The organism is Bacillus sp. LR_5 (assembly GCF_042709275.1).
Window position 1 is genome coordinate 1 of sequence record NZ_JAVAXX010000025.1, and the last position, 26,098, is coordinate 26,098.

General features: G+C 43.7%; 30 protein-coding genes. 5 read left to right on the top strand and 25 right to left on the bottom strand.

Annotated elements, in window-relative coordinates:
- The first annotated feature begins 101 nt into the window (after positions 1–101).
- Complete coding sequence (locus RAC86_RS08095) at positions 102–290, top strand: YppF family protein (RefSeq protein ID WP_003225611.1); 189 nt, start codon at positions 102–104, stop codon at positions 288–290.
- Between the two features lie 39 nt (positions 291–329).
- Here RAC86_RS08095 and RAC86_RS08100 read toward each other — a convergent pair whose 3' ends face one another.
- Complete coding sequence (locus RAC86_RS08100) at positions 330–701, bottom strand: YppE family protein (protein ID WP_072566468.1); 372 nt, start codon at positions 699–701, stop codon at positions 330–332.
- A gap of 45 nt (positions 702–746) precedes the next feature.
- Positions 747–992: a DUF5446 family protein gene (locus RAC86_RS08105; protein ID WP_014114178.1), complete on the bottom strand. Its 246-nt coding sequence runs from the start codon at positions 990–992 to the stop codon at positions 747–749.
- Positions 993–1,190: 198 nt separating this feature from the next.
- On the opposite strand from RAC86_RS08105, the gene sspM reads away from it, so the two are divergent.
- Positions 1,191–1,295 (top strand): acid-soluble spore protein SspM, encoded by a 105-nt coding sequence (gene sspM / locus RAC86_RS08110; RefSeq protein ID WP_003225606.1) that lies wholly within the window; start codon positions 1,191–1,193, stop codon positions 1,293–1,295.
- Between the two features lie 24 nt (positions 1,296–1,319).
- On the opposite strand, the gene RAC86_RS08115 is transcribed toward sspM, so the two are convergent.
- Positions 1,320–2,282, bottom strand: coding sequence for a DUF2515 domain-containing protein (locus tag RAC86_RS08115; protein WP_072566469.1), 963 nt, complete (start codon positions 2,280–2,282; stop codon positions 1,320–1,322).
- 40 nt (positions 2,283–2,322) lie between these two features.
- On the opposite strand from RAC86_RS08115, the gene recU reads away from it, so the two are divergent.
- Entirely contained in the window at positions 2,323–2,943 is a 621-nt protein-coding gene (gene recU, locus RAC86_RS08120) for a Holliday junction resolvase RecU (protein WP_014114180.1), read from the top strand.
- A gap of 21 nt (positions 2,944–2,964) precedes the next feature.
- Positions 2,965–5,703 carry a PBP1A family penicillin-binding protein gene (locus RAC86_RS08125; protein ID WP_072566470.1) on the top strand — a complete coding sequence of 913 codons (2,739 nt, stop codon included), beginning with the start codon at positions 2,965–2,967 and terminating at the stop codon, positions 5,701–5,703.
- Positions 5,704–5,776: 73 nt separating this feature from the next.
- Here RAC86_RS08125 and RAC86_RS08130 read toward each other — a convergent pair whose 3' ends face one another.
- The 18 genes from RAC86_RS08130 to RAC86_RS08215 form a co-directional block, all read right to left on the bottom strand.
- Positions 5,777–6,271 (bottom strand): YpoC family protein, encoded by a 495-nt coding sequence (locus RAC86_RS08130; protein WP_014114182.1) that lies wholly within the window; start codon positions 6,269–6,271, stop codon positions 5,777–5,779.
- The gene (nth, locus tag RAC86_RS08135) at positions 6,268–6,927 is read right to left on the bottom strand and encodes an endonuclease III (protein WP_072566471.1); all 660 of its coding nucleotides are present in this window, start codon (positions 6,925–6,927) and stop codon (positions 6,268–6,270) included. Before nth ends, RAC86_RS08130 begins: the two co-directional genes overlap by 4 nt.
- Positions 6,928–6,945: 18 nt before the next feature.
- Complete coding sequence (gene dnaD, locus RAC86_RS08140) at positions 6,946–7,644, bottom strand: DNA replication protein DnaD (RefSeq protein ID WP_072566472.1); 699 nt, start codon at positions 7,642–7,644, stop codon at positions 6,946–6,948.
- A gap of 94 nt (positions 7,645–7,738) precedes the next feature.
- Positions 7,739–9,031, bottom strand: a complete 1,293-nt coding sequence (gene asnS, locus RAC86_RS08145) for an asparagine--tRNA ligase (protein ID WP_003225591.1) — start codon at positions 9,029–9,031, stop codon at positions 7,739–7,741.
- A 141-nt stretch (positions 9,032–9,172) separates the two neighbouring features.
- Positions 9,173–10,354, bottom strand: coding sequence for an aspartate transaminase AspB (aspB, locus tag RAC86_RS08150; RefSeq protein WP_014114184.1), 1,182 nt, complete (start codon positions 10,352–10,354; stop codon positions 9,173–9,175).
- Positions 10,355–10,376: 22 nt separating this feature from the next.
- The gene (tseB, locus tag RAC86_RS08155; RefSeq protein WP_014114185.1) at positions 10,377–10,862 is read right to left on the bottom strand and encodes a cell wall elongation/penicillin-binding protein regulator TseB; all 486 of its coding nucleotides are present in this window, start codon (positions 10,860–10,862) and stop codon (positions 10,377–10,379) included.
- Between the two features lie 8 nt (positions 10,863–10,870).
- Positions 10,871–11,041, bottom strand: coding sequence for a YpmA family protein (locus RAC86_RS08160; protein ID WP_003225588.1), 171 nt, complete (start codon positions 11,039–11,041; stop codon positions 10,871–10,873).
- 141 nt (positions 11,042–11,182) lie between these two features.
- Positions 11,183–13,978, bottom strand: coding sequence for an ATP-dependent DNA helicase DinG (dinG, locus tag RAC86_RS08165; RefSeq protein WP_014114186.1), 2,796 nt, complete (start codon positions 13,976–13,978; stop codon positions 11,183–11,185).
- A gap of 125 nt (positions 13,979–14,103) precedes the next feature.
- The gene (panD, locus tag RAC86_RS08170) at positions 14,104–14,487 is read right to left on the bottom strand and encodes an aspartate 1-decarboxylase (protein ID WP_003225586.1); all 384 of its coding nucleotides are present in this window, start codon (positions 14,485–14,487) and stop codon (positions 14,104–14,106) included.
- 1 nt (position 14,488) lies between these two features.
- The gene (gene panC, locus RAC86_RS08175; protein ID WP_072566473.1) at positions 14,489–15,349 is read right to left on the bottom strand and encodes a pantoate--beta-alanine ligase; all 861 of its coding nucleotides are present in this window, start codon (positions 15,347–15,349) and stop codon (positions 14,489–14,491) included.
- Position 15,350: 1 nt separating this feature from the next.
- Complete coding sequence (gene panB / locus RAC86_RS08180) at positions 15,351–16,184, bottom strand: 3-methyl-2-oxobutanoate hydroxymethyltransferase (protein WP_014114188.1); 834 nt, start codon at positions 16,182–16,184, stop codon at positions 15,351–15,353.
- Between the two features lie 244 nt (positions 16,185–16,428).
- Positions 16,429–17,406 carry a biotin--[acetyl-CoA-carboxylase] ligase gene (locus tag RAC86_RS08185; protein ID WP_061187646.1) on the bottom strand — a complete coding sequence of 326 codons (978 nt, stop codon included), beginning with the start codon at positions 17,404–17,406 and terminating at the stop codon, positions 16,429–16,431.
- Positions 17,391–18,584, bottom strand: coding sequence for a CCA tRNA nucleotidyltransferase (locus RAC86_RS08190; RefSeq protein ID WP_072566474.1), 1,194 nt, complete (start codon positions 18,582–18,584; stop codon positions 17,391–17,393). The genes RAC86_RS08185 and RAC86_RS08190 overlap by 16 nt, the downstream gene beginning before the upstream one ends.
- 4 nt (positions 18,585–18,588) lie before the next feature.
- Positions 18,589–19,722, bottom strand: a complete 1,134-nt coding sequence (gene bshA / locus RAC86_RS08195) for an N-acetyl-alpha-D-glucosaminyl L-malate synthase BshA (protein ID WP_061187644.1) — start codon at positions 19,720–19,722, stop codon at positions 18,589–18,591.
- Complete coding sequence (gene bshB1 / locus RAC86_RS08200) at positions 19,719–20,429, bottom strand: bacillithiol biosynthesis deacetylase BshB1 (protein WP_072566475.1); 711 nt, start codon at positions 20,427–20,429, stop codon at positions 19,719–19,721. The genes bshA and bshB1 overlap by 4 nt, the downstream gene beginning before the upstream one ends.
- A complete protein-coding gene (gene mgsA, locus RAC86_RS08205; protein WP_003225572.1) occupies positions 20,422–20,835 on the bottom strand; it encodes a methylglyoxal synthase in 414 nt (137 codons plus the stop codon). The genes bshB1 and mgsA overlap by 8 nt, the downstream gene beginning before the upstream one ends.
- 15 nt (positions 20,836–20,850) lie before the next feature.
- A complete protein-coding gene (gene dapB, locus RAC86_RS08210; RefSeq protein WP_072566476.1) occupies positions 20,851–21,654 on the bottom strand; it encodes a 4-hydroxy-tetrahydrodipicolinate reductase in 804 nt (267 codons plus the stop codon).
- 11 nt (positions 21,655–21,665) lie between these two features.
- Positions 21,666–22,001, bottom strand: a complete 336-nt coding sequence (locus RAC86_RS08215) for a nucleotide pyrophosphohydrolase (RefSeq protein WP_003225569.1) — start codon at positions 21,999–22,001, stop codon at positions 21,666–21,668.
- 139 nt (positions 22,002–22,140) lie between these two features.
- On the opposite strand from RAC86_RS08215, the gene RAC86_RS08220 reads away from it, so the two are divergent.
- Positions 22,141–23,013 carry a YitT family protein gene (locus RAC86_RS08220; protein WP_003230635.1) on the top strand — a complete coding sequence of 291 codons (873 nt, stop codon included), beginning with the start codon at positions 22,141–22,143 and terminating at the stop codon, positions 23,011–23,013.
- A gap of 40 nt (positions 23,014–23,053) precedes the next feature.
- On the opposite strand, the gene ypjB is transcribed toward RAC86_RS08220, so the two are convergent.
- The 4 genes from ypjB to qcrB all read right to left on the bottom strand — a co-directional run bounded on the left by ypjB (position 23,054) and on the right by qcrB (position 26,097).
- Positions 23,054–23,848, bottom strand: a complete 795-nt coding sequence (gene ypjB / locus RAC86_RS08225) for a sporulation protein YpjB (protein WP_003225565.1) — start codon at positions 23,846–23,848, stop codon at positions 23,054–23,056.
- 68 nt (positions 23,849–23,916) lie between these two features.
- Positions 23,917–24,510: a lipoprotein heptaprenylglyceryl N-acetyltransferase LhaT gene (gene lhaT, locus RAC86_RS08230; RefSeq protein WP_175304911.1), complete on the bottom strand. Its 594-nt coding sequence runs from the start codon at positions 24,508–24,510 to the stop codon at positions 23,917–23,919.
- 110 nt (positions 24,511–24,620) lie between these two features.
- The gene (locus RAC86_RS08235) at positions 24,621–25,388 is read right to left on the bottom strand and encodes a menaquinol-cytochrome c reductase cytochrome b/c subunit (protein WP_014114196.1); all 768 of its coding nucleotides are present in this window, start codon (positions 25,386–25,388) and stop codon (positions 24,621–24,623) included.
- A gap of 34 nt (positions 25,389–25,422) precedes the next feature.
- On the bottom strand, positions 25,423–26,097 hold the full coding sequence (gene qcrB / locus RAC86_RS08240; protein ID WP_003225560.1) for a menaquinol-cytochrome c reductase cytochrome b subunit: 675 nt from the start codon (positions 26,095–26,097) through the stop codon (positions 25,423–25,425).
- Between the last annotated feature and the right edge of the window lies 1 nt (position 26,098).

A 26,098-nucleotide genomic window follows, 5' to 3' on the forward strand; every position in this document is an offset into this window, starting at 1 on the left:
TTTGTCAAATTGTGTCGAAAGTTTAAATTTTTTAAAAACAGAAAAAAGTCGAATCATTATGGTACCATATTTTCAATACAGATGAGAGGGGATGCACCATAATGAACGTATCATACTTAAGCAAACGTTTTGCAGAAATGAAGAAATATGAAACAGACTGTATGAATAAACTGATGGACTTTGCCAAGTTCCTCTATATTCAAGGACATCTCAGCACAACTGAGTTTCGTAACAGTATGAAGGTTCTCGAAGCAAATGGAGCAGAAAGCCCGGCATATGAGTTGAATTAACGTCCGGCCCCCTATAACAAACTTAAAAGAAGACAGCCTTTACCGGCTGTCTTCTCTTGCAATTTCATCCTTTACTGCGTGCAATGTATAAAGGACTGACTCAGTGATGTCCTTGAATCGTTTTTTATGAATATGATGAACATATGATTGAAGGACCAATTCCAGAAAATTATCCTTTACGGTCTCGATTTGCTCTTTATGCACATATTTCGGACGGCGGGCTTTTATCAATTCAAGCGCCCCTTGCGCCCAGCGAGCCGCTAGATCATCATTCTCTTCAACTGCAGGCTTTATCGTCTCAAAAAAATCATAAGAAAGATCACTGTCTTTTCCTTCCTGATATCGATCAGCACCTTTTTCAGCAGATTCTATCATTTGCTCGGTCATTTCCAGCAACGTTTGTGATTGCAATACCCTTCACCTCAATGCATATCGTACCAAATTTCACTCGCAAATTCAGCCGATACGGTATACCTTTTCAAACGCATACCTGTGTTGAGGCGATTGACAAAGCTCGTTTATACAAATATGAAGGTCCATGAGTTCTTCTTCCAGCACACTCAGGCGATCGTTTTCCGTTTCCCGCATCTCAGCCTCAAAGGCAATTACAGAATGATTCAGGCTTTGCTCAGCTCGGGTTAATTCATCTTCTATATCAGAAAGCATACGGAGAATATCTGTTTTGCTTACATAACCGGACATTCGTGTACCTCCCTTTCCTCGTCTCTCCCGGTTAACATTCTTTGCTCTTCAGGCTCTTTCCTTCCTCATGACAAAACTAGAAGCAAATCGCCAAACAAACAGGCATTCCACGAAAAGCTGAAGTTTTCGACAAAAAGACCCGCAAAAATTGTATGATCCTCTCCCTTAATGCAAACGATACTTGTGAGGAGGTGCCGTATGAAAACAAGACCGAAAAAAGCCGGCCAGCAAAAAAAGACGGAATCAAAAGCAATCGATTCTTTAGATAAAAAACTAGGCGGCCCGAACCGCCCTTCTACGTAAGAAGCAAGGAAATTCCTTGCTTCTTTATTTTTTCAGCCAATGCTCCACCGCAAAAAGCGCATGAAGCTGGCGTTTTTTATGTAAATACCAGTCTGTCAATTCAATCTGCTTCGGCAATTCCTCACGCCTAAAGAACGCTTTCTTTATCTTTCCATGAAACCAATCTGTCTTCTCTCCGTCTAATGAGTGGATTACCTCAGGATAGCATGTCCTTAACATAGGAGATGTTCTTTTTGTGATCCCGATCATTTTTTCCATATCAAAACGGGAGCCTGTGTGCGGCACTGTATGCAAAAAGTGATAAAAAGAGGAGAACAATTCCGGACTGAACAGCAATTGAGACAGCTGCTTTCCCAGCCTTACCCTTTCCTCTGTCTTTGAAAAGCGTTTCACTGAAATGCCGTAAAGAAACCCGTCTGAAGAAGGAAAAATAACCGTGTTAAAATGAAACCAATCACTTAAATAAAAAGGAATCGTGTCAAAAACATTCTTTTTAAACGAAGGATTTTGTATAATAGGTGTTTGGATAGTGTTTTGTTCATTTATAATGAGGGCATACATCAGCCGCTCCGTGTTTCGCTCATGCCAAAAATGGGCCCATTCTTCCGTCATAAATTGCGAGACCCCAAACACATGCAGGTGATGGAACAGCGGTTTCCCGATTTTTTTTGACCAGTGGTACAAAAGAAGCTGCGGATAGGCATCCGAAAAAATAAGCCAGTTCGCTCTTTCATAGGCTAAAAAGAACCACTTTTGCTGTCTCTCACGGAGTCCAAGCTGAAACAGACTGCCTTTTAAGTCAGTCATTGACCAGCCGGCATTGCGAGAAACGAAGGATGCCAAAAGCGACCATTTAATTTCCGGATGACGGTCATAAAACGCTTTATACGCGTTCGTTCTTGAAATATTATCTGCGTTTTTTGATTTTGTCTGCCGCTCAATCCGGCTCAGAAGCTTTCTGTTGGTCTGTTGTTCTTGCACGTTCATTCACTTCCGTCATGAATAGTTTAATAAGGAGGATGAGAAAGTGATTCGGTATCCTAACGGAAAAACGTTCCAGCCGAAACATTCGGTTTCATCCCAAAACAGTCAGAAAAGGGCCCCGTCTTACAGTAATCGCGGGATGACCCTCGAAGATGACTTAAACGAAACGAATAAGTATTATCTGACAAACCAAATTGCCGTCATACACAAAAAGCCGACACCAGTTCAAATTGTAAATGTCCATTATCCAAAAAGAAGCGCCGCAGTGATTAAAGAAGCTTACTTTAAACAATCATCGACAACAGATTATAACGGGATTTACAAAGGGCGGTATATTGATTTTGAGGCGAAAGAAACGAAAAACAAGACCTCTTTCCCCCTGCAGAATTTCCATGACCATCAAATCGAGCATATGAAGCAGGTAAAGGCTCAAGACGGTATTTGTTTTGTTATTATATCCGCTTTCGACCAGGTTTATTTTTTGGAAGCCGATAAGCTGTTTTTTTTCTGGGACAGAAAAGAAAAAAACGGCAGAAAATCAATTCGAAAAGATGAGTTAGAGGAATCAGCATATCCGATTTCTCTTGGATACGCACCTAGAATTGATTATATTAGTATTATTGAACAGCTTTATTTTTCGCCATCTTCTAGTGCGAAAGGTTGATTAACGAAAGGTTGAGATGTTATGTCAGATCAATTTAACAGCCGTGAAGCTCGACGAAAAGCGAACAGCAAATCGAGTCCTTCACCGAAAAAAGGCAAGAAACGAAAAAAAGGCGGATTGTTTAAAAAGACCCTTTTTACTTTACTCATTCTGTTTGTTTTAGGCGTAGTCGGCGGTGCGGTAACATTTGCCGTCATGGTTTCAGATGCTCCATCATTGGATGAAAACAAATTAAAGACGCCTTATTCATCAACAATTTATGATAAAAACGGAAAAGAAATCGCTGAATACGGCTCCGAAAAGCGGACCTACGTCTCGATAGATGAAATTCCCGATGTTGTAAAAGAAGCCTTTATTGCGACAGAGGACGCCCGTTTTTATGAGCACCACGGGATTGACCCTGTCCGTATCGGAGGCGCCTTAGTCGCCAACTTTACAGATGGCTTCGGGGCTGAAGGCGGAAGTACAATCACACAGCAGGTCGTCAAGAACTCCCTTCTTTCTCATCAGAAGACGCTGAAACGGAAAGTGCAGGAAGTTTGGCTATCGATTCAGCTTGAACGCAATTACTCTAAAGATGAAATTTTAGAAATGTATTTAAACCGGATTTATTTTTCTCCTAGAGCATACGGAATCGGAAAAGCGGCGGAAGAATTTTTCGGCGTCACAGATTTAAGCAAATTGACTGTGGAACAAGCTGCGACACTTGCGGGTATGCCGCAAAGCCCGACAGCGTACAATCCCGTTAAAAACCCGGATAAAGCGGAAAAACGGCGGAATATTGTACTCAGTCTGATGAAAAAGCAAGGATTTATTTCTGATTCTGAATATAACAAAGCGAAAAAAGTGGCAGTGAAAGACGAAGGCGTTGTGTCACAGAAGGAATATGAAAAAACAAATTCAAATAAATACAGCGCGTTTGTTGAAGAAGTCATGAAAGAAATTGAAGAAAAATCTGATGTCAACCCAGGTACTGACGGATTAAAAATTTATACGACATTAGATACAAAAGCACAAGACAAACTAGATGAATTAATGAACGGAGACACCGTCGGATTTACTGAAGGCATGCAGGGCGGCGTTACGCTTCTCGATACAAAAACTGGAGAAGTAAGCGCGATTGGTGCCGGACGCAATCAGCCTGTCGGAGGCTTTAACTATGCAACTCAAACTGAGGCACAGCCTGGTTCAACCATAAAACCGATTTTGGACTACGGCCCAGTTATTGAAAACAAAAAATGGTCCACGTACGAACAAATTGATGACTCAGCTTATACGTATTCGAATGGAAAACCAATCCGTGATTGGGACCGTAAATATCTAGGGTCTATCTCTATGCGTTACGCTCTTGCACAATCAAGAAATATCCCAGCTTTAAAAGCATTCCAGGCAGTCGGTAAAGATACTGCTGTAGACTTTGCAAATGGACTTGGACTTGGATTAACAAAAGATAATGTATCAGAGGCCTATTCAATTGGCGGTTTTGGTGGAGACGATGGTGTTTCTCCTCTAAAAATGGCAGGCGCATACAGCGCGTTTGGAAATAACGGAACGTATAATGCACCACATTTTGTAAAGTCTATTGAATTTAACGATGGCACGAAGCTTGACTTAACACCGAAATCAAAATCAGCAATGAGCGATTATACTGCGTTTATGATTACAGATATGCTGAAAACAGCTGTTAAGACAGGTACTGGACAGCTTGCACAAGTACCCGGTGTGGAAGTAGCAGGAAAAACAGGGACAACAAACTTTGATGAAAATGAAGTCCAAAGGTACAATATCGCAAGCGGCGGTGCCCGAGATTCTTGGTTTGTCGGCTACACACCGCAATATACAGCAGCAGTCTGGACGGGTATGGGAGAAAACGAAGCTGGAAAGAAATCTCTTTCAGCTGAAGAGCAAAAAGTTGCAAAGCGCATCTTCGCCCAACTCATTGCCGACGTCGATGACGGAAGCGGATCATTTGAGAAGCCTGACAGCGTAGTGGAAGCCACTGTAGAAAAAGGCTCTAACCCGGCAAAACTGGCAGGACCAAATACGCCAAGTGATAAAAAGCTCACAGAGTACTTTGTAAAAGGCACAGCTCCTTCTACTGTTTCTAAAACATATGAGAAAGAAGAAAAAGAAGAAACAGAAAAACTGTCTGGTTTAAGCGTGAAATATGATAAAGACAATCAATCTTTGACATTAAGCTGGAATTACGATGGAGATGCGACCTTTGCTGTTAAGCAATCTGTTGATGGCGGCAGCTACTCAGAAATTCAAAACAGCTCTGCAAAAGAGGCAGTCATTTCGGGCGTGCAGCCAGGATCTGTATACAAATTCGAAGTAACAGCCGTCAGTGATGATGGCAAAAGTACAGCTTCCACATCCTATGAAGTACCGAAAGCTGAAGATGATGAAGATAAAGAAGATCAGCAACAAACGGATGATGAAAATAAAGATGATGAGAAGACTCAGGATGACACACAAACTGATGATTCTCAAACAGATGACAGTCAGACAGATAAAGATAGGACAGATGATTCAACAAACGACCAAGACAAAAAACAAGACAACACGAACACCAATCCGCCCGACAACAATAACCAAGACCAACCTAACAATAACAACAACAACAATAACAGCAACAACCAGGATACGTCGGATGGTGATACGAACTCAGATACGAATGATTCATCAGGTTCTGATACAAATAAAAACAAAACAGAAACACAAACGAACTCATCATCAACAACTGAAAAAACAAATTAAACAAAAAGCCATCACCTTTTGGGTGATGGCTTTTCTCTTCATAATAAAAAACCTCTCCTTTTATGGAGAGGTTTTATCGATTCATCGCATGGTATTTATAAAAATGCTTTTTCATTTCAGTAAACAGCTCATCAAGCTGAATAAAGCAATGGTATTGGGTCGGCTTTAGAAGAATAAATTCTACTCGTTCAGCCCAATTGATCGGCTTGGCGGGGAATGATTTCTCCGTCAGTTCTGCCCAATCAAGCGATTTCACCCGCTCACCTGCTGTCCAGTGAAGCGAAGCCAGCAAACACACAATGCCCTTCAGCATATCATTTTGGTCGCATCTCGATTTTCGTGTTTGAAAAACAGGGAGAAGTGATGCTTTAATGTCTTCCCACACATTAAATAATAGCGGAACATACTTACCGCTGTCCTCCCATGGCAAAATGCCTTGAGATTCCGTGCAGAAATCAAAATACACTGGGTTGATCTGCAAGGCTTCTTTCATATCCGAGGAGCTCAGCTGGCCAAGACTGCGCAAGTATTGCTCATAAGAAGCCAACACTTCTTTCGCTTGCGTCATCGTTTCACCAGTCCTTTTTTATCTCTCTTCTGCCCTTCTCTGCACAGAGAAAGCAGCGGGCATTCCGCACAGCGCGGTGACTGGGCCTTACAGTGATATCTGCCGAAGAAAATAAGCCGGTGATGCGTAACGGACCAGTCTTCTTTCGGAACCTTGCGCATCAACGTCTTTTCCACTTCCAGCACCGAGTCCTTCCAACGGCAGATTCCCAAACGCTTGCTGACTCTCTCCACATGGGTATCTACGGCGATGGCCGGCACGCCAAAGGCAACGGATACCACGACGTTGGCGGTCTTTCTTCCGACACCTGGCAGTTTGACAAGCTCATCACGGTTTCGCGGCACTTCCCCGCCGTAATCTTCAATAATCATTTTGCTTAGTTTTTGGATGTTTTTCGCTTTATTGCGATACAAACCGATTGATTTAATATCCTGCTGAAGCTCTTCCAGCGAAACAGCCAAATAGTCTTCCGGCCGTTTATATTTTTGAAATAATGTTTTGGTCACTCTGTTTACAAGTGCATCTGTGCATTGCGCAGATAAAGCGACTGCCACCACTAATTCAAAAGGATTGGAATGAACCAATTCACACTCTGCGTGGGGAAACATGTCGCCTATCTTGTCTAAACAGAATTCAATTTGTTTTAGATTTAACACGATTGTCACCTTTTCACTTTATTGTTCAAGCCAATTGTAAAAAGGAACCTGCCTTTTATACTCTTTTTGCGGTTCATTCTGCTTTGTTTGCACACGCCGGAATTTTTGGCTGTGGATTTTAGCCTGCTCTACAGTTTTCAGCCCGTTTTTCTTCCACTCAAACAAAATCCGGTCAATGTAGCGGAAGCTGAGTTTCCCTGAGAGTACAGCCTCTTTTAACGCGTGTTTGATCAGCTGTGCGTCGTGCTGATCTTGGTCCTGCCAAATGGCCAGTGTTTCACACTCCAAAGGTGATAAGGGTCTGGCGAACTCTTCCTCAAAAATGGTATAAAGGCTTTTTTGTTCCCCTTCTGCTTTTCTTTCCTGTGTTTGAGTCTGTGCAAGCTGTATATACTCGTACAGCTTGCCCCATAAAGGCTGAAGAGAATATTTTTCAAATTTGATGCCGTTTTGGTCTTCGCATTCTTCAATAAACAGAAAACCTTTTTGAATGAACATCCGCAATCTGTTTGTGCATTCCTCAACAGAAATTGACATCCCTTCCTGCAGCTGATTCGGTGTAGGAAAATAAGAGCCTTTTTCTAAATGCATTTTGATTTTTAACAGCAGGATAAGTTCTGTTTCATTAAGCCCGAGCTGTTTATAATGCGTGAGCAGAAGATTAGGGATTGTTGACGTTCCCTGCTCCTGCATGTCAATAAATTGATGTTTTTTCATTGTCACACCTCTTACTGTAAAGGATCACGATTTCCCCTTTACTGTAAAAAGTCTCCCTTGCAGGAGACTCTTTTTCTTGTTTCATTTGAATGTATTACGGATACAGGCGGTTTAATAGTCTTGGGAACGGAATGGTTTCACGAACGTGAGGCGCTCCGCTGATCCAAGCAACTGTCCGCTCTAATCCAAGGCCGAAGCCGGAATGAGGAACTGATCCATATTTTCTAAGTTCAGCATACCATTTATATGCGTCAGAATCCAGTCCATGTTCTTTAAGACGAGCTTCCAAAAGTTCCATATCGTGAATCCGTTCAGATCCGCCGATGATTTCTCCATAGCCTTCCGGCGCAATCAGGTCAGCGCAAAGCACGACATCATCACGGTCAGAGGCAGGCTGCATATAGAATGGTTTTAAGGACGTCGGGTAGCGGGTGATGAAAACCGGTTTGTCATAGTGTTCGGCAATCGCTGTTTCATGAGGCGCTCCGAAGTCATCTCCCCACTCGATGTCATCAAAGCCTTTTTCTTTCAGAAAATCAATCGCTTCGTCATACGTGATTCTTGGGAACGGAGCTTTGATTTGCTCAAGTTTTGACGTGTCTCTTCCTAATGTGTTTAATTCAATTTTGCAATTCTTAAGAACTGATTGCACAATGAATGAAACGTAATTTTCCTGTACTTGAAGGTTTTCTTCAAATTCTACAAACGCCATTTCCGGTTCGATCATCCAGAATTCGATCAAGTGGCGCTTTGTTTTAGACTTTTCCGCTCTGAATGTCGGTCCGAAGGAGAATACTTTTCCTAAAGCCATTGCCGCAGCTTCCATGTAAAGCTGACCGCTTTGAGACAGGTAAGCATCTTCATCAAAGTACTTTGTCGCAAAGAGCTCTGTTGTTCCTTCAGGTGCGCTTCCAGTCAGAATCGGCGGATCCACTTTTACGAAGCCTTCGTTATTAAAGAATTCGTAAGTCGCGCGAATGATTTCATTACGGATTTTCATGATCGCATGCTGGCGTTTTGAACGCAGCCATAAATGTCTGTGATCCATCAAGAATTCCGTGCCGTGCTCTTTTGGCGTAATTGGATAATCAGTCGCTTCGTGAATAACTTCAATACCTGTCACAGCTAGTTCATAACCAAGCGGAGAACGCTCGTCCTCTTTGACAATCCCTTTTATATAGAGTGACGTTTCCTGCGTCACTGATTTAGCTGTTTGGAAAATGCTTTCTTCCACTTCCGCTTTTACTACGACACCTTGAATAAATCCGGTACCGTCCCGCAGCTGTAAAAACGCGATTTTCCCGCTTGAACGCTTATTAGCGACCCAAGCTCCGATCATTACTTCCTCACCTACGTGCTTGTACACTTGGTTGATTGTTGTTTTCAACATATTTCCCTCCAAAACAAGAAAGACATTCGGAAGCCCATTGCCCCGAACTCTATTATCATCACTTTATTATACCCGCTCTTAACTAACCGGGTCAATGCAGATAAAAAGCGGCTTTTCTGTCAGCCGCTTTTTAATCTGTTAGCTATGTTTTTCGACAAAACGCTTGATTCTTTCAACCGCTTTTTCAAGAAGCTCTAACGATGTTGCGTAAGACAGACGGACATTATCAGGAGAGCCAAAGCCAGATCCAGGAACAATCGCAACTTTTTCCTCCTCAAGAAGCGCTTTAACAAATTCATCTACATCTTTGAAACCGCAAGATTGGGCTGCTTCTCTTGCATTCGGGAACAAGTAAAAAGCACCTTCCGGCTTCACACAGCTGAACCCAGGGATTTCTACGAGCTTTGCATAGATTGTATGTAATCTATGTTCAAATGCTTCTCTCATTTCCTCCAATGGCTCAGAAGGCCCGTTATAAGCAGCAATTGCTCCGTACTGTGCGATTGATGTCGGATTTGACGTACTGTGGCTTGCAAGGTTCGTCATCGCTTTAATAATGTCTTCAGACCCAGCTGCATAACCGATTCTCCAGCCCGTCATGCTGTGTGACTTCGACACGCCGTTAATAATAATCGTCTGCTCTTTCAGACTGTCAGACAGCTGTGCAATGGAAACGTGTTTCTTTCCGCCGTATGTAAGTTTTTCATAAATTTCATCAGACACAATCAGGATGTCATGTTCAAGGCACACTTCACCAAGCGCTGCCAATTCTTCTTCCGTATACATGACACCAGTCGGGTTGCTTGGAGAGTTAATGACGATCGCTTTTGTTTTATCCGTGATCGCATTTTTCAGCTGTTCAGGAGAAATCTTGAAATGATTTTCCTCAAGCCCTTCTACATAAACAGGCTTTCCGCCAGCGAGTTTCACCTGCTCCGGATAGCTTACCCAGTAAGGCGTTGGAATAATGACTTCATCTCCTTCATCCAAAATCACTTGGAAAAGGGTGTACAGAGCATGTTTGGCACCAGTGCAGACAATAATTTGAGACGGTTTGTATTCAATATTCTGGTCACGTTTAAATTTCTCTGCAATGCTGTTTTTCAGTTCAGCCAGACCACCTGAAGGCGTGTATTTCGTATGGCCTTCGTTCATTGAACGTACAGCGGCATCAATAATGTGCTGCGGTGTATTGAAGTCAGGTTCGCCTGCTCCTAAGCCGATGACATCATGGCCCGCCGCTTTCAGTTCTTTCGCTTTCGCTGTGATTGCCAGTGTGGTAGATGGTGTTAATGCGGATACTCTTTTTGCCAGTTTCAACTTGAACTCCCCCTAATTCGTCTTAAGGCGTGATATTTTTGAGAATCTTTCCAGTTGTAAAGTCCACATAACTTAAACTGTATTGACCTTCTTTGTCTAAGTACGTCACTTCCCAAAGCAGGACATTTCCTTCTCTTGCCAGGTGAACCTCTTTTTGCTTTGAAACCAGCCCTTCATCCTGTATGATTTTTGCCGCTTTGTCTTCCGAGATACCCTCTTTTGCTTCTTTTGAGAGAATTTTTGCTTTTTTATCAGCAGGAACCCAGACATATAATGTAGTGCCTTTTTTGTCCGTTCCCTTTACGATATAATATTTTTCTTTTCCGACAAATGTTTCGACTTGATCAACGTTGGCGAGATCGGTTTCTTTTTTAGCTTCAGCAGCTGCTGCTTCGTGCCCCTCTTCCTTTTGTGCCATGGCTGATTTATAAATACTTGCCGAGACAAGAAGTACTGCTAAAAAAATAATACCAAAAATGGCGGTAAATATTAATGCTTTTTTTCTCATCTTCTCACCTACGTACGATAAATGGTAAAAACGGCTTGGTTTTTGTTTTCTTCATCCAGCGCAAGGCCGAACATCAGATTGTCTCTCTTCAGTGTCCGATTCAGTGTGTCTACAATTTTATACAGGTCATCAGAATGCTCTACGTTAATTGTTGAAAGAATTTCGATTTTGCTTTCCATTTTTTCATCCTCCAGTTTGAACAAATATTGTTAGTCATACTCCATTTCAGGACACGCCATACTAGTATCACAGAGCGGCAAAACCGCTTTTAAATAAAACACCATCCTACTCCCACACCGGAAAGCCGCTTTATGCGGCTTTTATTCATTTTCCCCGGCAACGTAAGCCTCAAGCTCGCTGTCAGTCATTTCAGATACGGAGGTTGTCGGCAAGGCATCAAGAAACAGCCGGCCGTAACCAGCCGTTTTAATCCGTCGGTCCAATATGACAATCGTCCCTTTGTCTCCGGCTGTCCGCAGCAAGCGGCCGATTCCTTGTCTGAAGGTCAGCACAGCTTCCGGAAGTGATACTGTTTGAAACGGGTTCCGCCCTTTTTTGCGGGCAAGCTCACATTTTGCAGCATGAAGCGGATGATCAGGGGATCGGAATGGAAGCCTCACGATCATTACCGTTGTCAGCTCATCACCAGGGAAATCAACGCCTTCCCAAAAGTGATTCGTACCAAGCAGGATCGCCTGATTAGATGTTTTAAAAGTCTTCATCAGTTTTCCAGGACTTCCGCCTGTAATTCCTTGCGCTAAGAGCTGAATGCCGGAAGCGCTCATCACGTGCTTAAGTTCCTGATGAACCTTTTTCAGCATATCATGGGATGTTAACAGCACAAGGATTTTAGGCTGTTTTTCCTTTGCCATCAGTTCAATATAACGGGCAGTATCCTGTATAAATTCAGCTTGCCCCGTATCTTGGATTGATTTCATTTCTTTTGGAATCAACACCCGCATGCGCTCATCGTAAGAAAAAGGCGACTCAATTCTCATTGTCCGCGGGAAAAAGTCACCCAGCCCCAGTCGTTCAATCATAAATTGAAAAGAATCTTCGACTGTAAGGGTTGCAGATGTAAGCACCACACTGTTTTTGCGCGCGAAAAACTGATCAGCCAGAAGTTCACCAGGTTCAAGCGGCTGTGCGTAAATGGCCACCGCATTTTTCGCTCCCTTTGCGTCTATTTCAATCCAAACGGCTTCATCGTCTTGAGACTCAAAGAACAGTTTCTGCAACGTCTGACAGTACTGCTGCAAGCCTTTCATGCTTCTTTGATATTCATCCGCTAAAAAGACGGTTTTGCTCTTCATACTCGTCAGATGTTTTTCCATTAGGGCCGACTGTGCCTCAAAAAGCTGCTGCAAATGTGTCAGCATAGAACAAAGCCTCTCCGCTCCATCCGTTAAAATCGACCAGCTTTTATCTTGGCTTTCTTTGTTCACCTTAAAAACTAGACGGTTTAAGTCTTCTTTAGGTTTTCTTCGTTTGACAAAAGAATGCACTGAGCTGAAGAAAGCATCACTTTCTGCTTGAATGTGCTGAATCCACTCTTCCAATTCGAAGAAGGAATCAACCGGCAGGCTGTTTCGCTGGAATAGCTGTCTCATCTTTTTTAGAAGTCCCTGCTCCTTCAAAGTGCCGATTCTGCTCAATTTAGTATGCAATTCTATGTACGTGGCTCTTTTTCCTAAATGTTCGCTTGCCGCACGTTCAAAATGATGTGCTTCATCGATAATAAATGTGCCGCTTTCAGGGAGCCTTTTTTTCTGGCTGCCTTCATCGGTCAGCAAAAGAGAATGGTTGGTGATCACCAAATCGGAACGCATAGCAATCTGTTTGGCCCGCTCATAAAAGCCGGTCACATTCTCATTGCGACTTCTTTTATAGGATTCATCGTCATAAGCCAATCTGTCCCACAGCAATTTTCCGCCTGAAGGTAAATTCAGTTCAGCTACATCTCCTGTGTTAGTCTCTGTCAGCCAAACGAGGAGCTGTGCCTTTGTCAGTACGGCATCATAATTATCATCGTCTTCATGAAGCACCTGCTCGAATTTATAAAGGCATAAATAATGCGATTGCCCTTTTAAAATCGCCGCTGTTACCGGAAATGGAAACAGATCTTGGACAACCGGCAAATCCTTTGTCAGAATCTGCTGCTGCAAAAGCGTTGAATACGTACTGATAATGACCGGCTTTTTTGATTTCTTGGCAAAAAGCGCAGCTGGAATAAGATAGCCAATCGTTTTTCCGATTCCCGGAGGAGCTTCAATCAGCGCATGCTCACGATTGGCAAACGCTTCAGCTACCTCTTTCATCATCATCATTTGGCCTTCTCTTTTTTCATACCCAGGCATTAACTCTGACAGCGCTTTTTCATTTCCAGCTTCCCAATTTTCGATCTCAAATGAGAAGTTCCCCTCTTCATTGGCACGTTCATCGATTGATTGGGGTTCTCTGACAGAAAAAGAGGAAAAGCGCGCATAACCCGGTATTTCGGTATGTCTGTTTTCATAAATGAACATATCCAACAAATGCGTCAGATCACTGATAAAATGCTGCGAGAGCCTTCTTAACTGCTTTAATGTCGGATAAGGAAGCTGCCGCAGCTTTTCAAGGATTTCCAAAAAAATAAGCCCTGTCACTTCAGCGTCGCTGTCAGCCCGATGCGGCTGATCATGCCGCAGTTGAAGCTCCTCGCTTAATTCGGTCAGCTTATATCCCTCAAATCCCGGAAAAACAATACGGGAGAGCTCGACAGTATCCAGCACTTCACAATCTGGGAGATGAAAGCCCGCCTTATGTAACTCATACTTGACAAACCCAAGGTCAAAATGGATATTGTGGGCGACAAAATAAGCGCCGTCAAGCAAATGGAACACTTCTTCAGCGACAGCCTCAAACGGCTGTTCATGCTCTACCATTTGATTAGAGATTCCAGTAAGCTGCTCAATAAAAGCAGGAATGGATTTATTTGGATTAATATATTTTGAAAACCGCTCAGTAATTTGTCCATTTTCGATTACAACCGCTGCGATTTGTATGATTTTATCGCCTTTCTTCGGCGAATTCCCTGTTGTTTCTACATCTATAACAACGAACCGTTGCTTATTCATTAAAATGGACACCTCAATTCTTGCATACGACAAAAGTGTAACACGTTTTGTACGGAAATGGAGCGGCAAAACCGTTTTACTCCCAAAATCTTAAAAGAAAACCCCCGATAAAGGGGGCTTTTCTTCTACAAAATTGTACGAGCTGGTTCGTTCCCCAGCATTTGTTCAATTTTGTTTTGATCATTCAAAACAGCCACTTTCGGCTCGTGGCTTGCCGCTTCTTGATCAGACATCATTTTGTAGGAAATAATAATGACCTTATCTCCTTCCTGCACAAGGCGTGCGGCTGCACCGTTTAAGCAGATGACGCCGCTTCCGCGTTTACCAGGAATAATATACGTTTCCAGACGTGCTCCATTATTATTATTCACAATTTGCACTTTTTCATTAGGAAGCATTCCCACCGCATCAATGAGATCTTCATCAATTGTAATGCTCCCCACATAATTCAGATTTGCTTCCGTAACGGTTGCCCTGTGAAGCTTGCCGCTCATCATCGTGCGATACATATTATATTCTCTCCATTTCTCGAATATCAATAATGATATTATCTATTAAACGCGCTTTTGAAAAAGCAACTGCTACAGCCAGAATGATCTTTCCTTCAATTTTGTTCACAGGCTCGAGTTCCGGATAGGAATAAAGCTCCACATAGTCAATGGTGCCGCTTGTCGTATCAATGATTTCTTTCGCAGCTTTTATTACCGCTTCAGGGTCTCTTTCGCCAGCTCTGATCAGCTCCGCACTTGTTTGAAGGGCCCGATACAGCTTAGGCGCTTCTTTTCTTTCCTCAGCTGTTAAATATACATTACGGGAGCTTTTGGCTAAGCCGTCTTCCTCTCTGACCGTATCGACAGCAACCAATTCAATATCCATGAAGAAATCGCTGATTAAGCCATCAACAACTGCTACCTGCTGTGCATCCTTTAAACCGAAATAGGCGCGGGTCGGCTGCACAAGATTGAACAGCTTCGTCAGTACAATTGCAACACCGTCAAAATGTCCTTCTCTTGAGCGTCCGCATAAAACGCCTGTGCGTCTTTCGACATGAATCGTGACATTCTTTTCACCGGGATACATATCATGAGCATCAGGCGTAAAAAGAATATCGACTCCGGCGTTTTCTGCAAGAGCCGCATCCCGCTCAATATCTCGCGGATATGCCTCAAAATCTTCATTAGGACCAAATTGCGCAGGATTCACAAAAATACTCATAACGACGGCGTCATTTTCTTGTCTTGCTTTGTCTGCCAAGGTTAAATGCCCCTCATGCAGAAATCCCATCGTCGGAACAAATCCGATTGACTTCCCCTCTGACTGATATTGTCTTATGGCTTCTTTTAGCTGTGAAATATCTGTAATCTGTCTCATCTTATTTTCCTCCGTACAAGCCGTCCAGCACTGTCTGATTCATTTGAAAGGAATGCTTTTGTTCAGGGAAAGCACGATGTCTTACATCCTGGACATATCCGCTGATTGCTGTTTCGATTGTTTCGTCAATTCGCGTATATTGCTTTACAAATTTAGGTGTTCTCTCAACACCGTGGCCGATAATATCATGATAAACGAGAACTTGCCCGTCTGCTTTCACACCAGCCCCGATTCCGATGACCGGAATGCTTAGCATCTCGGCAATTTTGGCTGTAAGTTCTGCAGGCACACATTCCAGCACAAGCATCATAGCTCCTGCTTCTTCGCATTTTATACTGTCTTCTATTAATTTTTTGGCGCTTTGTTCGTCTTTGCCCTGTACTTTATACCCGCCTAATACACCGACTGACTGCGGTGTCAGGCCTAAGTGACTGACTACCGGAATGCCCCCAAGCGTCAATGCGCGAATGGATTCAAACACGCCTTCTCCGCCCTCAAGCTTCAGTGCGTCAGCTCCGCTTTCCTGAACGATAGCCGCTGCATTTTTCAGCGTATCCTCCTTGGACAGGTGATAAGACATAAACGGCATGTCTGTCACAATAAAAGTATTCGGCGCGCCTCTTTTAACAGCTTTTGTATGATGGATCATGTCCGCAACTGTCACACCGACAGTTGAATCAAGGCCGAGGACGACCATTCCGAGTGAATCACCGACTAAAATCATGTCAACTCCCGCTTGTTCAGCAAGCTTAGCTGCCGGATAATCATAAGCGGTCAGCATCACAATCGGTTCTTCATTCTCCTTCATTTTTAGAAAATCGAGTTTTGTTTTCATGTTTTCTCCTCCTCATGTTTAGAGGAGATGAGCTGCCGTTTTCTTATACAAGCCAAAAAACCTTCCGTTTAACGAGAAGGATTCTGCACTTTCTAAAGTTCGGCGAGTTTCATCCCTCTGTCCCAGTCCTTTTTTGGATCAAGGCAGACTGCTGCAATGTCTATCTATTTTTATAATAGGTGCAGTTCGCAGGCGATACTGCCCAATGGAAGTATACCAAAATCAACGGGCTTGTACCAACACATTAACCCAATTCAATATCGGCAGAATAGATTTTTTTAATGCCTTCCTGCGTTTCTAAAAGAAGAACGCCTTCATCATCTATACCTAACGCCTTCCCATAAAAGGTTCCGTTTAACGTTCTGGCTCTCATATTAGTGCCGATTCCCAGCGCATAGCTTTCCCATAAAAGCTTAATCGGCGTAAAGCCGTGTGTCATATAATCCCGGTACCGTTTTTCAAAGCAAAGTAAAATATGCTGGATGACGCCGGCCCGGTCAATTTTTTCTCCGGCAGCTTGGCTGAGGCTTGTCGCGATGTCCTTCAGTTCATCTGGAAAATCATCAGACTGCTGGTTAACGTTAATGCCGATCCCGATGATAACTGAACGTACACGGTCTTCCTCGGCCTGCATTTCTGTTAAGATGCCGACTGTTTTTTTTCCGTTAATCAAAATATCATTAGGCCATTTAATATCCGTTTGGATGCCTGTTGCCTCTTCTATTCCCTGCACAACAGCTACTGCAGCAAGTAATGTGAGCTGCGGTGTTTTTTGGAGCGGAATGTCAGGCCGCAAAATCAGGCTCATCCAAATGCCGTTTCCCTCTTGGGAATGCCATACCCTAGACATTCGCCCCCTGCCGGCTGTTTGTTTGTCAGCCACCACAAGAGTGCCTTCCGGTGCGTTATTATTCGCAAGCTCATGCGCCGTTTTTTGCGTGCTTGAAATAACGTCTTGATAAATAAGATGCTGGCCCATCACTTCCGTTTTCAATCCGAAGCGAATTTCACTTTCACTGAGTTTCCCGGGCTTTTTGATAAGCCGATATCCTTTTCTTCTAACGGCTTCTACTTCATAGCCCTCTTTCCGAAGCTCTTCAATATGCTTCCACACAGCAGTTCTGGAACAGCCGAGCGCATCACTGATTTTTTGGCCGGAAATAAATTCATTTCCAGCCTGAGAAAATAATTCAATAAGGTCTTTTCTTAATGTTGACCGCATGTCTTCAGCCACTCCTCTATGTGTTTCTTTTGATTGGAGAGCTTTCCTGTCACAACAGCCTGCTCGATCCGCTGTAATTCTTCCGACACCCATTTCCCGGCAGGCCGGTTACGAAGCGCAAGCAAATCCTTACCCGTGAAATCAAGATCCCTAAGACTTTTGATCGGCAGGCTTTGATAAGTGTTTTGAATGTCCTTTAGTTTTTCGTCATCCAGTTTTTCGTTTTGCCGAAGCTGCGATATTTTGACCGCTGATAGAAGTGATTTTTCCCCGGCTTTGTACATTGACATAGCGTCAAGGCTCTGGCCAAACGTATGGGCTATGTGAATCGCTTCCTTCATCACTTTTCCCGGGAGCTTCCATGCTTTCAGAAAAAGCGGCGCATCTTTCAAATCTATTTCAAGATCAATTAAAAGCGCAGCCCAAAGCTCTTCACGGGATGTTAAAGAGTAAAAAGGAAACTCACTCGCCGCAAGCAGGTTCTCTCGTTTATGATAAAAACCAGGCAGTTCCTCATACAGCTCCGTTTGAATGAGCGTTTGAAGCGCCTGGCGGGACGCTCTTCCCTGCAGCATTTTTTCAAACTCTATTGTTTTTCGTTCAACTGAAACATGGGATAGGAGTGATTTTTCTTTCGTGATGGCTTCTTTTGTTTCTAGTGAAAGCGTAAAGCCAAGCTGGCTCATAAAGCGTACAGCTCTCAACATACGAAGTGCATCCTCTTGAAATCTGTCCTCAGGCTTTCCGACGGTTCGAATCAGTTTCTGATCAATATCTTTCTTGCCGCCGAAATAATCAAGCACCTTCCCATCTGCTGTCATGGCCATCGCATTAATCGTCAAATCTCTGCGTTTTAAATCCTCTTCTAATGATGTGATAAATTGCACGTCTGACGGTCTTCTATAATCTTCATACTCTGATTCAGTCCGGAATGTAGTGACTTCATAGGTTTCATCTTCCCAGAGCACAATAATCGTCCCGTGCTCTTTGCCTACATCAACCGTCCGCTGAAACAACCTTTCTACTTGATCTGGTGCCGCATCAGTCGCGATATCGACATCTCCGATCGTTCGTTTCATATAGCTGTCACGAACTGCACCTCCGACAAAATAAGCCTGATGGCCCGCTTCGATTAAGGTGCGGAGCACGGGAAGTGCTTTGATAAAAACTTGTTCCATGTGATCACTCCGGTTCTGCTAAATCGGCATAAATCTGTTCATACTGGCTGACAATTTTTTGTGAAGAAAACTCATTTTTGAGCATCTCCATTGCAGCCTCTGTAAAACGCTTGCTTAGCTGTTCATCTTCTAAAATACTCATCGCGCGGTCTGTTGCGGCTGCAACGTCGCCGACATCCACCAAAAATCCGCTCACATTGTTCTTAATAACCTCCGGAATACCGCCAATGTTTGTTCCGATACAAGGCACCCCGCAAGCCATCGCCTCAAGCAGGACAAGGCCGAAGCTTTCTTTTTCAGACAGCAGCAGCTTTATATCGCTAATGGAATAAAGCTCCTCAACACGATCTTGATTTCCAAGCATTAAAACTTGGTTTTCCAATCCATATTTTCTGACAAGCTCACAGGCTGTCGATTTCTCCGGACCGTCTCCGACTAACAGCAGCTTCGCTTTCGTTTTGCCGGCGATATTCCGGAACACACGGATGACGTCCTGCACACGTTTGACCTTTCTGAAGTTGGACACATGGATGACAACTTTTTCGTCTGGTAAAATACCATGTTTCTCTTTAATTGCCGCAGTGTTTTTCTTCAGATACACGCGCTCGTCTATAAAGTTATAAATCGTTTCGATTTTTTTCTCCGGTTTAATTAAATCGTACGTTTCAGCTGCAAGCGCTGAGGAGACAGCTGTCACCCTGTCTGATGCCTCAATGGCAAAACGGATAAGATCTTTTAAAGAGGGGTCATAGCCTAACACAGTGATATCCGTGCCATGCAAAGTTGTCACAATGCCGATATTGCGTTTCAGCATCTGCTTTGCAAGATAGGCGCAAACCGCATGCGGGAGAGCGTAGTGAGCATGGATAATGTCTAAATTCTCCCGTTCTGCCACCTCAGCGATTTTGCTTGCTAGTGTCAAATCATACGGAGGATACTTAAAAACAGCATATTGATTAACCTCAACTTCATGAAAATGAATATTGGGGTGATATGTATTTAGTCTAAACGGAATGCTTGACGTGATAAAATGGATTTCATGTCCCTTTTCAGCAAGCTGCTTCCCCAGTTCTGTCGCAATGATACCTGAGCCTCCGACGCTCGGATAGCATGTGATCCCTATTTTTAGTTTTTTCATTGTTCGCCCCCAAGCACATCATGATCGAGCATCAGCATCCGTTTGGAAAAGAAACCTTCGGCATACTCCACACCCGCTTCTTTACCGTAAAGCTTTTCTCTCGCTTCAACGATCTCGATATAGCCATTCGTCAGAGGAGTTGAAACTGAATCCTTTGACGGTATAAACTGGCTTTTGTAGGCATTGAGGCTTTGTTTTTTGGCCTCTATTGTATCCGAGATATCAATGACAAAATCAGGCTGATGAAAACCATTTATCATATAATAGTAAACCTTGTTTACTTTATGCGCGGGAAGGCTTTTTTCGTCTTTATATTTGTGGATTCCTGCGGAAAAGATTGCTTCTTCCACCAGTGCAGCCGCATTGCCGTGATCCGGATGGCGATCCTTTTTATACGGCATAAAAACTGCTTTTGGCCGGCAGGTTCTGATGACACTGACAATCGCCCGAATTGCCTGATCACTCATTAACAGACCGCGGTCTGGAAGTGTCAGCTGAATTCTTTTTTCTGCACCTAATACACGGGCTGCTTCAGCTGCTTCTTCTTTACGTAAACTGACCGTTCCGTTTGAAGAGAGTTCCGCTTCAGTCAAATCGCATATCATTACTTTTTTTCCCTGTTTGACAAACTTCGCGATTGTGCCGCCCATTCCGATCTCGACATCATCACTGTGGGCGCCAAACGCAAGAACGTCAGCATTATACATTCGGCTCTTCTCCCCGAAGAAGATCGCGGAATTCGAAAACACCTTCATCAAGTGTGCGGACAAGAATCTCCGCAGTACCCATATTTGTAGCGAGCGGAATGGAATACACATCACATAACCGGATTAATGCCGAGACATCCGGTTCATGCGGCTGCGCGGTCAGCGGGTCGCGCAAAAAGATGACAAGATCGAGTGCATTGGCCGCGATCAGTGCACCGATTTGCTGGTCTCCCCCTAAAGGGCCGGATTGAAAACGTTCAATTTGAAGACCTGTCGCCTCTTGAATTTTCAATCCTGTTGTTCCGGTCGCGTATAGATCATGATGTCTCAAAATATCCCGATAGGCAGTCGTGAATTGAACCATATCCTGTTTTTTCTTGTCATGCGCGATCAAAGCAATTTTCATCATTTATCCCCCTGTCTAATCAATGATATTTTCTAATCCGTACACAAGCTGATCGATCTTCATGACTTGTTCGACTGACAGTTTAACACCTGACATGAAAGAAGCGCGGTTATAGGAATCGTGGCGGATCTGAAGCGTTTGGCCATCCATACCGAACATGACTTCCTGATGTGCGATCAATCCCGGAAGACGGACACTGTGCAAGCGGATACCGTTTTGCTCCGCTCCTCTAGCTCCTGGAAGAATTTCTTTTTCATCCGGGTGTCCTTGCTGCTTTTCTTTACGAACTTCTGAAATCATTTCCGCTGTTTTCAGCGCCGTTCCGCTTGGCGCGTCAAGCTTCTGATCATGGTGAAGCTCAATAATCTCAACATCCTCAAAGTAGTTGGCAGCCATTTTCGAAAATTTCATCATCAGCACCGCACCAAGTGCAAAATTTGGAGCGATGATGGCTCCGATTCCCTTCTCTTCTGTTAAAGACGTAAGCTCTTTTAAATCAGCTTCTGAGAAACCGGTTGTTCCGACAACCGGACGAACTCCGTGTTCTAATGCAATTTTTGTATGTACTTTCCCGATTTCAGGCGTTGTTAAATCAATTAAGACATCCGGCTGTGTTTCCGTAAAGCATGCACGGATATCTGTGTAAATGAGAGCGTCTGACTCAACAGACATCACATCAGATAATTTTTGCTGGTCGTATGTATGGTCTATGGCCCCGACAAGGTCAAAATGAGGTGTTCGTTCTGTCAATTTAACAGCTTCCTGCCCCATTCTTCCACGCGGTCCTGCAATGACTACTTTAATTGTTTCGTTTGACATCTTGATCTCCTCTACTTTCCTTCTTCTTTTCTGGTCCAGCGATCTTTATCTCTAGTATTAAATTTATGCATGACTCGGTCGTGGGCTTCCTCTAAAGAGATATCAAGAGAGTTGGCTAAACAAACCAATACAAACAGCACATCGCCCATTTCCTCTTCCATGCTTTTATCATCTTCAGACGCTTTTTTTGGTTTTTCTCCATAGCGGTGATTCACTTCTCTGGCAAGCTCGCCAAGTTCTTCGGTCAGCCTCGCCATCATGGCAAGCGGGCTGAAATATCCTTCTTTAAATTGGCCGATGTAACGGTCTACTTCAGCCTGTATGTCTTTCATTGTTTTATCACTCACTAAACGAAACCTCCTATCATCCTCTTACATGTTAGCTAATTCAGATACGTTTGACAAATGTTTAAGCACGTTTGCTGTTTTCTTTTTCATCCACTATAATATAAACGCTATCTAATGGAAGGAAAAGGGGTTTTGTGTGATGCTTGGAGAAATTAGATTAAAAAACATATTTTTTATTTTAATCGGAGCGGCAATTTTTTCATTTGGCTTGGTTCACTTCAATATGCAGAACAATCTGGCGGAGGGCGGCTTTACAGGTATTACACTTTTGCTTTATGCCCTTTTCCACATCAGCCCCTCTATCTCGAACCTGGTTTTGAATATTCCGATCTTTTTTATCGGCTGGCGTTTGCTTGGCAGGACAATGTTTGTTTACACCCTTGTCGGCACTGTAGCCCTGTCTTTGTTCCTCAGCATTTTTCAGCGATATGAAATACATATGCCTCTTCAGCACGACTTAGCGCTCGCTGCTTTATTTGCCGGCGTGTTTATCGGAGCCGGATTAGGAATTATTTTTAAGTTCGGCGGTACGACAGGCGGAGTTGATATCATCGCCCGTTTGGTCAATAAGTATTTTGGGATTCCGATGGGCAGAACGATGTTTGCTTTCGATGCCTGCGTTATCATTTTGTCTTTGCTTACTTATCTCTCCTACAAAGAAGCGATGTATACCCTGGTGGCTGTATTTGTAGCGGCAAGATTAATTGATTTTATTCAGGAAGGCGGATACGCTGCTAAAGGCGCTACAATTATCTCTTCGAAAAACGATCTGATTCAGAAAAAGATTCTTGAAGAAATGGAACGAGGCGTCACCATTTTGAAAGGACAGGGTTCTTATACAAAAGAGGATATAGATGTCCTTTATTGTGTTGTGCCGAAGAACGAATTGGTGATGCTGAAAAGTGTGATTAACTCCATTGATCCTCATGCCTTTGTGGCGGTAAGCGATGTCCACGATGTGCTTGGAGAAGGATTTACGCTTGACGAAAATAAAAATCCGCTTCCACGCTGACATTTGATAGAAAAAAGGCGGCAGCAGCCGCCCCTCATACTTATTTAGGGTAGTCCCGTTTTTTCAGCTTGTTTTTCTCCGCTTTGTACTTTCTGTAGCCGACATAGGTCAGAGCTGTAATGATAATACTGCCGGTTGTGATGATCACCCAGAGTAAAGACGGATCGGCATCATCCTCCTCCACCCTGTCAAATACATTTTTTAGATCATGCTGAAGAAGAGAAAGCCGTTCAAGCTTCGTGCTCTCAGTCATTTGCTGAAATTCCTCTTGCTCAATGACGTCTATATGTTTCCCGACTGTTTCAAGCTGATCCTCTGATACATCGATTGTAAGACTGGGGTAAATCAAATCATATAGACTGATAAATTCATTCCATTTTTCATGAAAGCTCGTACTTTCATTCTTTTGGACATCCTGCTTCAGTTCAGCAAAGGCTTCCATAATCGGTCTCTCCAGTGAGCCCCAAAGCGGATCAGATCGATTGTCAACTGCGTCCATCAGCATTCTGAACTGCGCGGCTGCTCTGAGTTTTTGTGTATCTGATGTATCAGCCTGCTTTAAACTCCGTACCATATCGTTATAGCCCAGTGTGATTTGACGGATTTGGGCTCCAGTTAGCATGGTGTCTTGCTTTTTTTTCTCAGCGGATTTTAATGTTTTTTCAAAATAAGCAAGGACTTGCAGCGCCTCTTCATATTTTGACTGGCGGGTCATTTGAAAGACCGTATCGGATAAATCGTTTAACTCTTCGAGACTTCCCCGCTCTGCAGCCTTGGCATTTCCATTATAAAAAATAAGAGCAATCAACAAACAGATCGTCAGCTTTCGTTTCATGCAGGTCCCTCCCACTCTCTCTCCTTACAGAATATGAAGAAAGGGACAAGGATAGACCAACATTGTCTTTACATCAGCTCAAGCTTTGTTTGCTTTTTCGAGACCACGAGAAAGTAAGCAAGCCCAATTGAAAAAATGCTCAGCCAAAATGTTCCGTACCCTATATCAGTCATATAATCAGAAAGCATAGAGTATTGCGGCATCATGTCAAACAAGTAATCAATGACATCGTTGTGGAGCGTCCAGACTGCAGCAATTGCAAGATGCCAAAAAGAAAAACGAAAATACGGACTGTACAACACGCCTTGGACTGCCATGGCAAAATGCGAGGCAATCAGCATATAGCCCTCCCACGGCAAGTCACCTTCTACAGCCAGCACAAGAAAATTCATAGCGACCGCCCAAAGTCCATACTTTACGAGAGTGACTAGCGCAAGCGCCTCAAAGAGCGGAGCGTTCCGTTTCATGATAAAGGCGAGTAGCACAAACAGAAAGAAAAACGTTGCTGTCGGACTGTCCGGAACAAAAATCAGGAAACGGGCCGGTGTCTCCAGAAGCTGCGGCAAGTACCAATAGTATCCGTAAACCGTTCCCAGAAAATTGATGGCTAAGACAAGAATAAGCATCGGCCGCTGTCCTAATACATATTGAAACCATTTCACATTAAATCAACTCTCAGTCTGTAAAAATAATATGTCCATATAAAAAAGCTGACGCCGGGTCAGCTTTTGATAATAAAAGTATATCCTTCCATTTCACAATTCACAACACGTTATTTTGCGGTTGTTTCAGAAATAAATTTCGCAAGTTCTTCGAGCTGCTTATCATTCCCTTTGAATACGCCCGCCGGCATTTTGCCTTTCCCTTCAACAGCTATTTTTTTGATTTCATCCGGCTTCAGCCCGGTGTCAACCAACGAAGGCCCGGCTGCCCCTCCTTGAAGGTTATCCCCATGGCAAGAAATACAGCCCTGCTCTTTAAAAATCTTATATCCTTCTGCATTGGTGTCAATGTCGGCTTCTTTTGTGATTTTCCCCTGTTCTTCTGCCTTGGCCCAGTCGTGAGTAGCAACTGACTGCCACGTCAAAAACACAGCAGCGGAAATCGCTAAAAGCATCATACCGACAGCAACAGGACGCTTCCACGGCCTTCTCTCTGTTCCTCTGTCAAGGAATGGCGCCAAAAGCAGGGCGCCAAAAGCGAGTCCCGGCATAATCATGGCGCCGACCACTGTAAAGCTTCCGGCGGCGTATTCATACTTCAACAGCTGGTATAAGAAAAGAAAATACCAATCCGGCAGCGGAATATAACCTGTATCAGTCGGGTCCGCCATCCGCTCCAAAGGCGGCTGATGCACAATCGTCAAAACAAGAAAACCGATCAGAAAGACAGCTCCAACCATCCATTCCTTCAACAAGAAATTCGGCCAGAAAGCCTCTGTTTTACCAGGATACTCCGAATAATCCTTCGGTATATTCGGCTTTTTTTCAGCCGGTATCCTTGAGTCGCCTACAAATTTCATCCCTTTGCCCCGGTGCATGTCATCCCCTCCCTTTTATTCGCAGATCAAGAGTTTAAAGTGGTCCTGAAATCCCCTGCTTCCGGATCATAATAAAATGTGCAGCCATCAGCCCGAACAATGCGGCAGGAAGAAAGAATACATGGATCGCAAAAAACCTAGTCAGCGTTTGGGCGCCTACAATATCCGGGTGCCCCGCAAGGAGTGTTTTGACTTGCGTCCCGATCAAAGGCGTGGCTTCAGCGATCTGCAGCCCGACTTTTGTTGCAAACAGAGCCTTCATGTCCCAAGGAAGCAAGTAGCCTGTAAAGCCCAGCCCGAGCATGACAAAAAAGATCAGTACACCGACAATCCAGTTCAGCTCGCGCGGCTTTTTATACGCCCCTTGGAAAAAGACCCTCAGCGTATGTAAAAACATCATCACAATGACCAGGCTCGCACCCCAGTGGTGCATTCCCCTGACAATTTGGCCGAATGCCACTTCATTTTGCAAATAATATACCGATTCCCAGGCATTTTTGATATCAGGCACATAGTACATCGTTAAAAACATTCCAGATAACACTTGGATAACGGTTACAAAAAACGTCAGTCCCCCAAAGCAATACACAAACGCAGAGAAATGATGGGCGGGATTCACATGTTCCGGTACTTCGTGATCGGCAATATCCCTCCACATCGGTGTAATATCAAGCCGCTCATCTACCCAGTCATAAATTTTGTTCAGCATG

Bases quoted from the DNA above. Each gene is read 5' to 3' on its own strand.
- tseB (WP_014114185.1), bottom strand. From the start codon at position 10,862: ATGAGAAAAAAAGCATTAATATTTACCGCCATTTTTGGTATTATTTTT.
- RAC86_RS08190 (WP_072566474.1), bottom strand. From the start codon at position 18,584: ATGGAACAAGTTTTTATCAAAGCACTTCCCGTGCTCCGCACCTTAATC.
- dinG (WP_014114186.1), bottom strand. From the start codon at position 13,978: ATGAATAAGCAACGGTTCGTTGTTATAGATGTAGAAACAACAGGGAAT.
- RAC86_RS08160 (WP_003225588.1), bottom strand. From the start codon at position 11,041: ATGGAAAGCAAAATCGAAATTCTTTCAACAATTAACGTAGAGCATTCT.
- RAC86_RS08115 (WP_072566469.1), bottom strand. From the start codon at position 2,282: ATGAACGTGCAAGAACAACAGACCAACAGAAAGCTTCTGAGCCGGATT.
- RAC86_RS08235 (WP_014114196.1), bottom strand. From the start codon at position 25,388: ATGCACCGGGGCAAAGGGATGAAATTTGTAGGCGACTCAAGGATACCG.
- bshA (WP_061187644.1), bottom strand. From the start codon at position 19,722: ATGAAAAAACTAAAAATAGGGATCACATGCTATCCGAGCGTCGGAGGC.
- RAC86_RS08130 (WP_014114182.1), bottom strand. From the start codon at position 6,271: ATGACGCAAGCGAAAGAAGTGTTGGCTTCTTATGAGCAATACTTGCGC.
- dnaD (WP_072566472.1), bottom strand. From the start codon at position 7,644: ATGAAAAAACATCAATTTATTGACATGCAGGAGCAGGGAACGTCAACA.
- mgsA (WP_003225572.1), bottom strand. From the start codon at position 20,835: ATGAAAATTGCTTTGATCGCGCATGACAAGAAAAAACAGGATATGGTT.
- RAC86_RS08095 (WP_003225611.1), top strand. From the start codon at position 102: ATGAACGTATCATACTTAAGCAAACGTTTTGCAGAAATGAAGAAATAT.
- panC (WP_072566473.1), bottom strand. From the start codon at position 15,349: ATGAGACAGATTACAGATATTTCACAGCTAAAAGAAGCCATAAGACAA.
- ypjB (WP_003225565.1), bottom strand. From the start codon at position 23,848: ATGAAACGAAAGCTGACGATCTGTTTGTTGATTGCTCTTATTTTTTAT.
- qcrB (WP_003225560.1), bottom strand. From the start codon at position 26,097: ATGCTGAACAAAATTTATGACTGGGTAGATGAGCGGCTTGATATTACA.
- RAC86_RS08185 (WP_061187646.1), bottom strand. From the start codon at position 17,406: ATGCGGTCAACATTAAGAAAAGACCTTATTGAATTATTTTCTCAGGCT.
- RAC86_RS08105 (WP_014114178.1), bottom strand. From the start codon at position 992: ATGTCCGGTTATGTAAGCAAAACAGATATTCTCCGTATGCTTTCTGAT.
- RAC86_RS08125 (WP_072566470.1), top strand. From the start codon at position 2,965: ATGTCAGATCAATTTAACAGCCGTGAAGCTCGACGAAAAGCGAACAGC.
- bshB1 (WP_072566475.1), bottom strand. From the start codon at position 20,429: ATGTATAATGCTGACGTTCTTGCGTTTGGCGCCCACAGTGATGATGTC.
- panD (WP_003225586.1), bottom strand. From the start codon at position 14,487: ATGTATCGCACGATGATGAGCGGCAAGCTTCACAGGGCAACCGTTACG.
- RAC86_RS08220 (WP_003230635.1), top strand. From the start codon at position 22,141: ATGCTTGGAGAAATTAGATTAAAAAACATATTTTTTATTTTAATCGGA.
- dapB (WP_072566476.1), bottom strand. From the start codon at position 21,654: ATGTCAAACGAAACAATTAAAGTAGTCATTGCAGGACCGCGTGGAAGA.
- sspM (WP_003225606.1), top strand. From the start codon at position 1,191: ATGAAAACAAGACCGAAAAAAGCCGGCCAGCAAAAAAAGACGGAATCA.
- panB (WP_014114188.1), bottom strand. From the start codon at position 16,184: ATGAAAACAAAACTCGATTTTCTAAAAATGAAGGAGAATGAAGAACCG.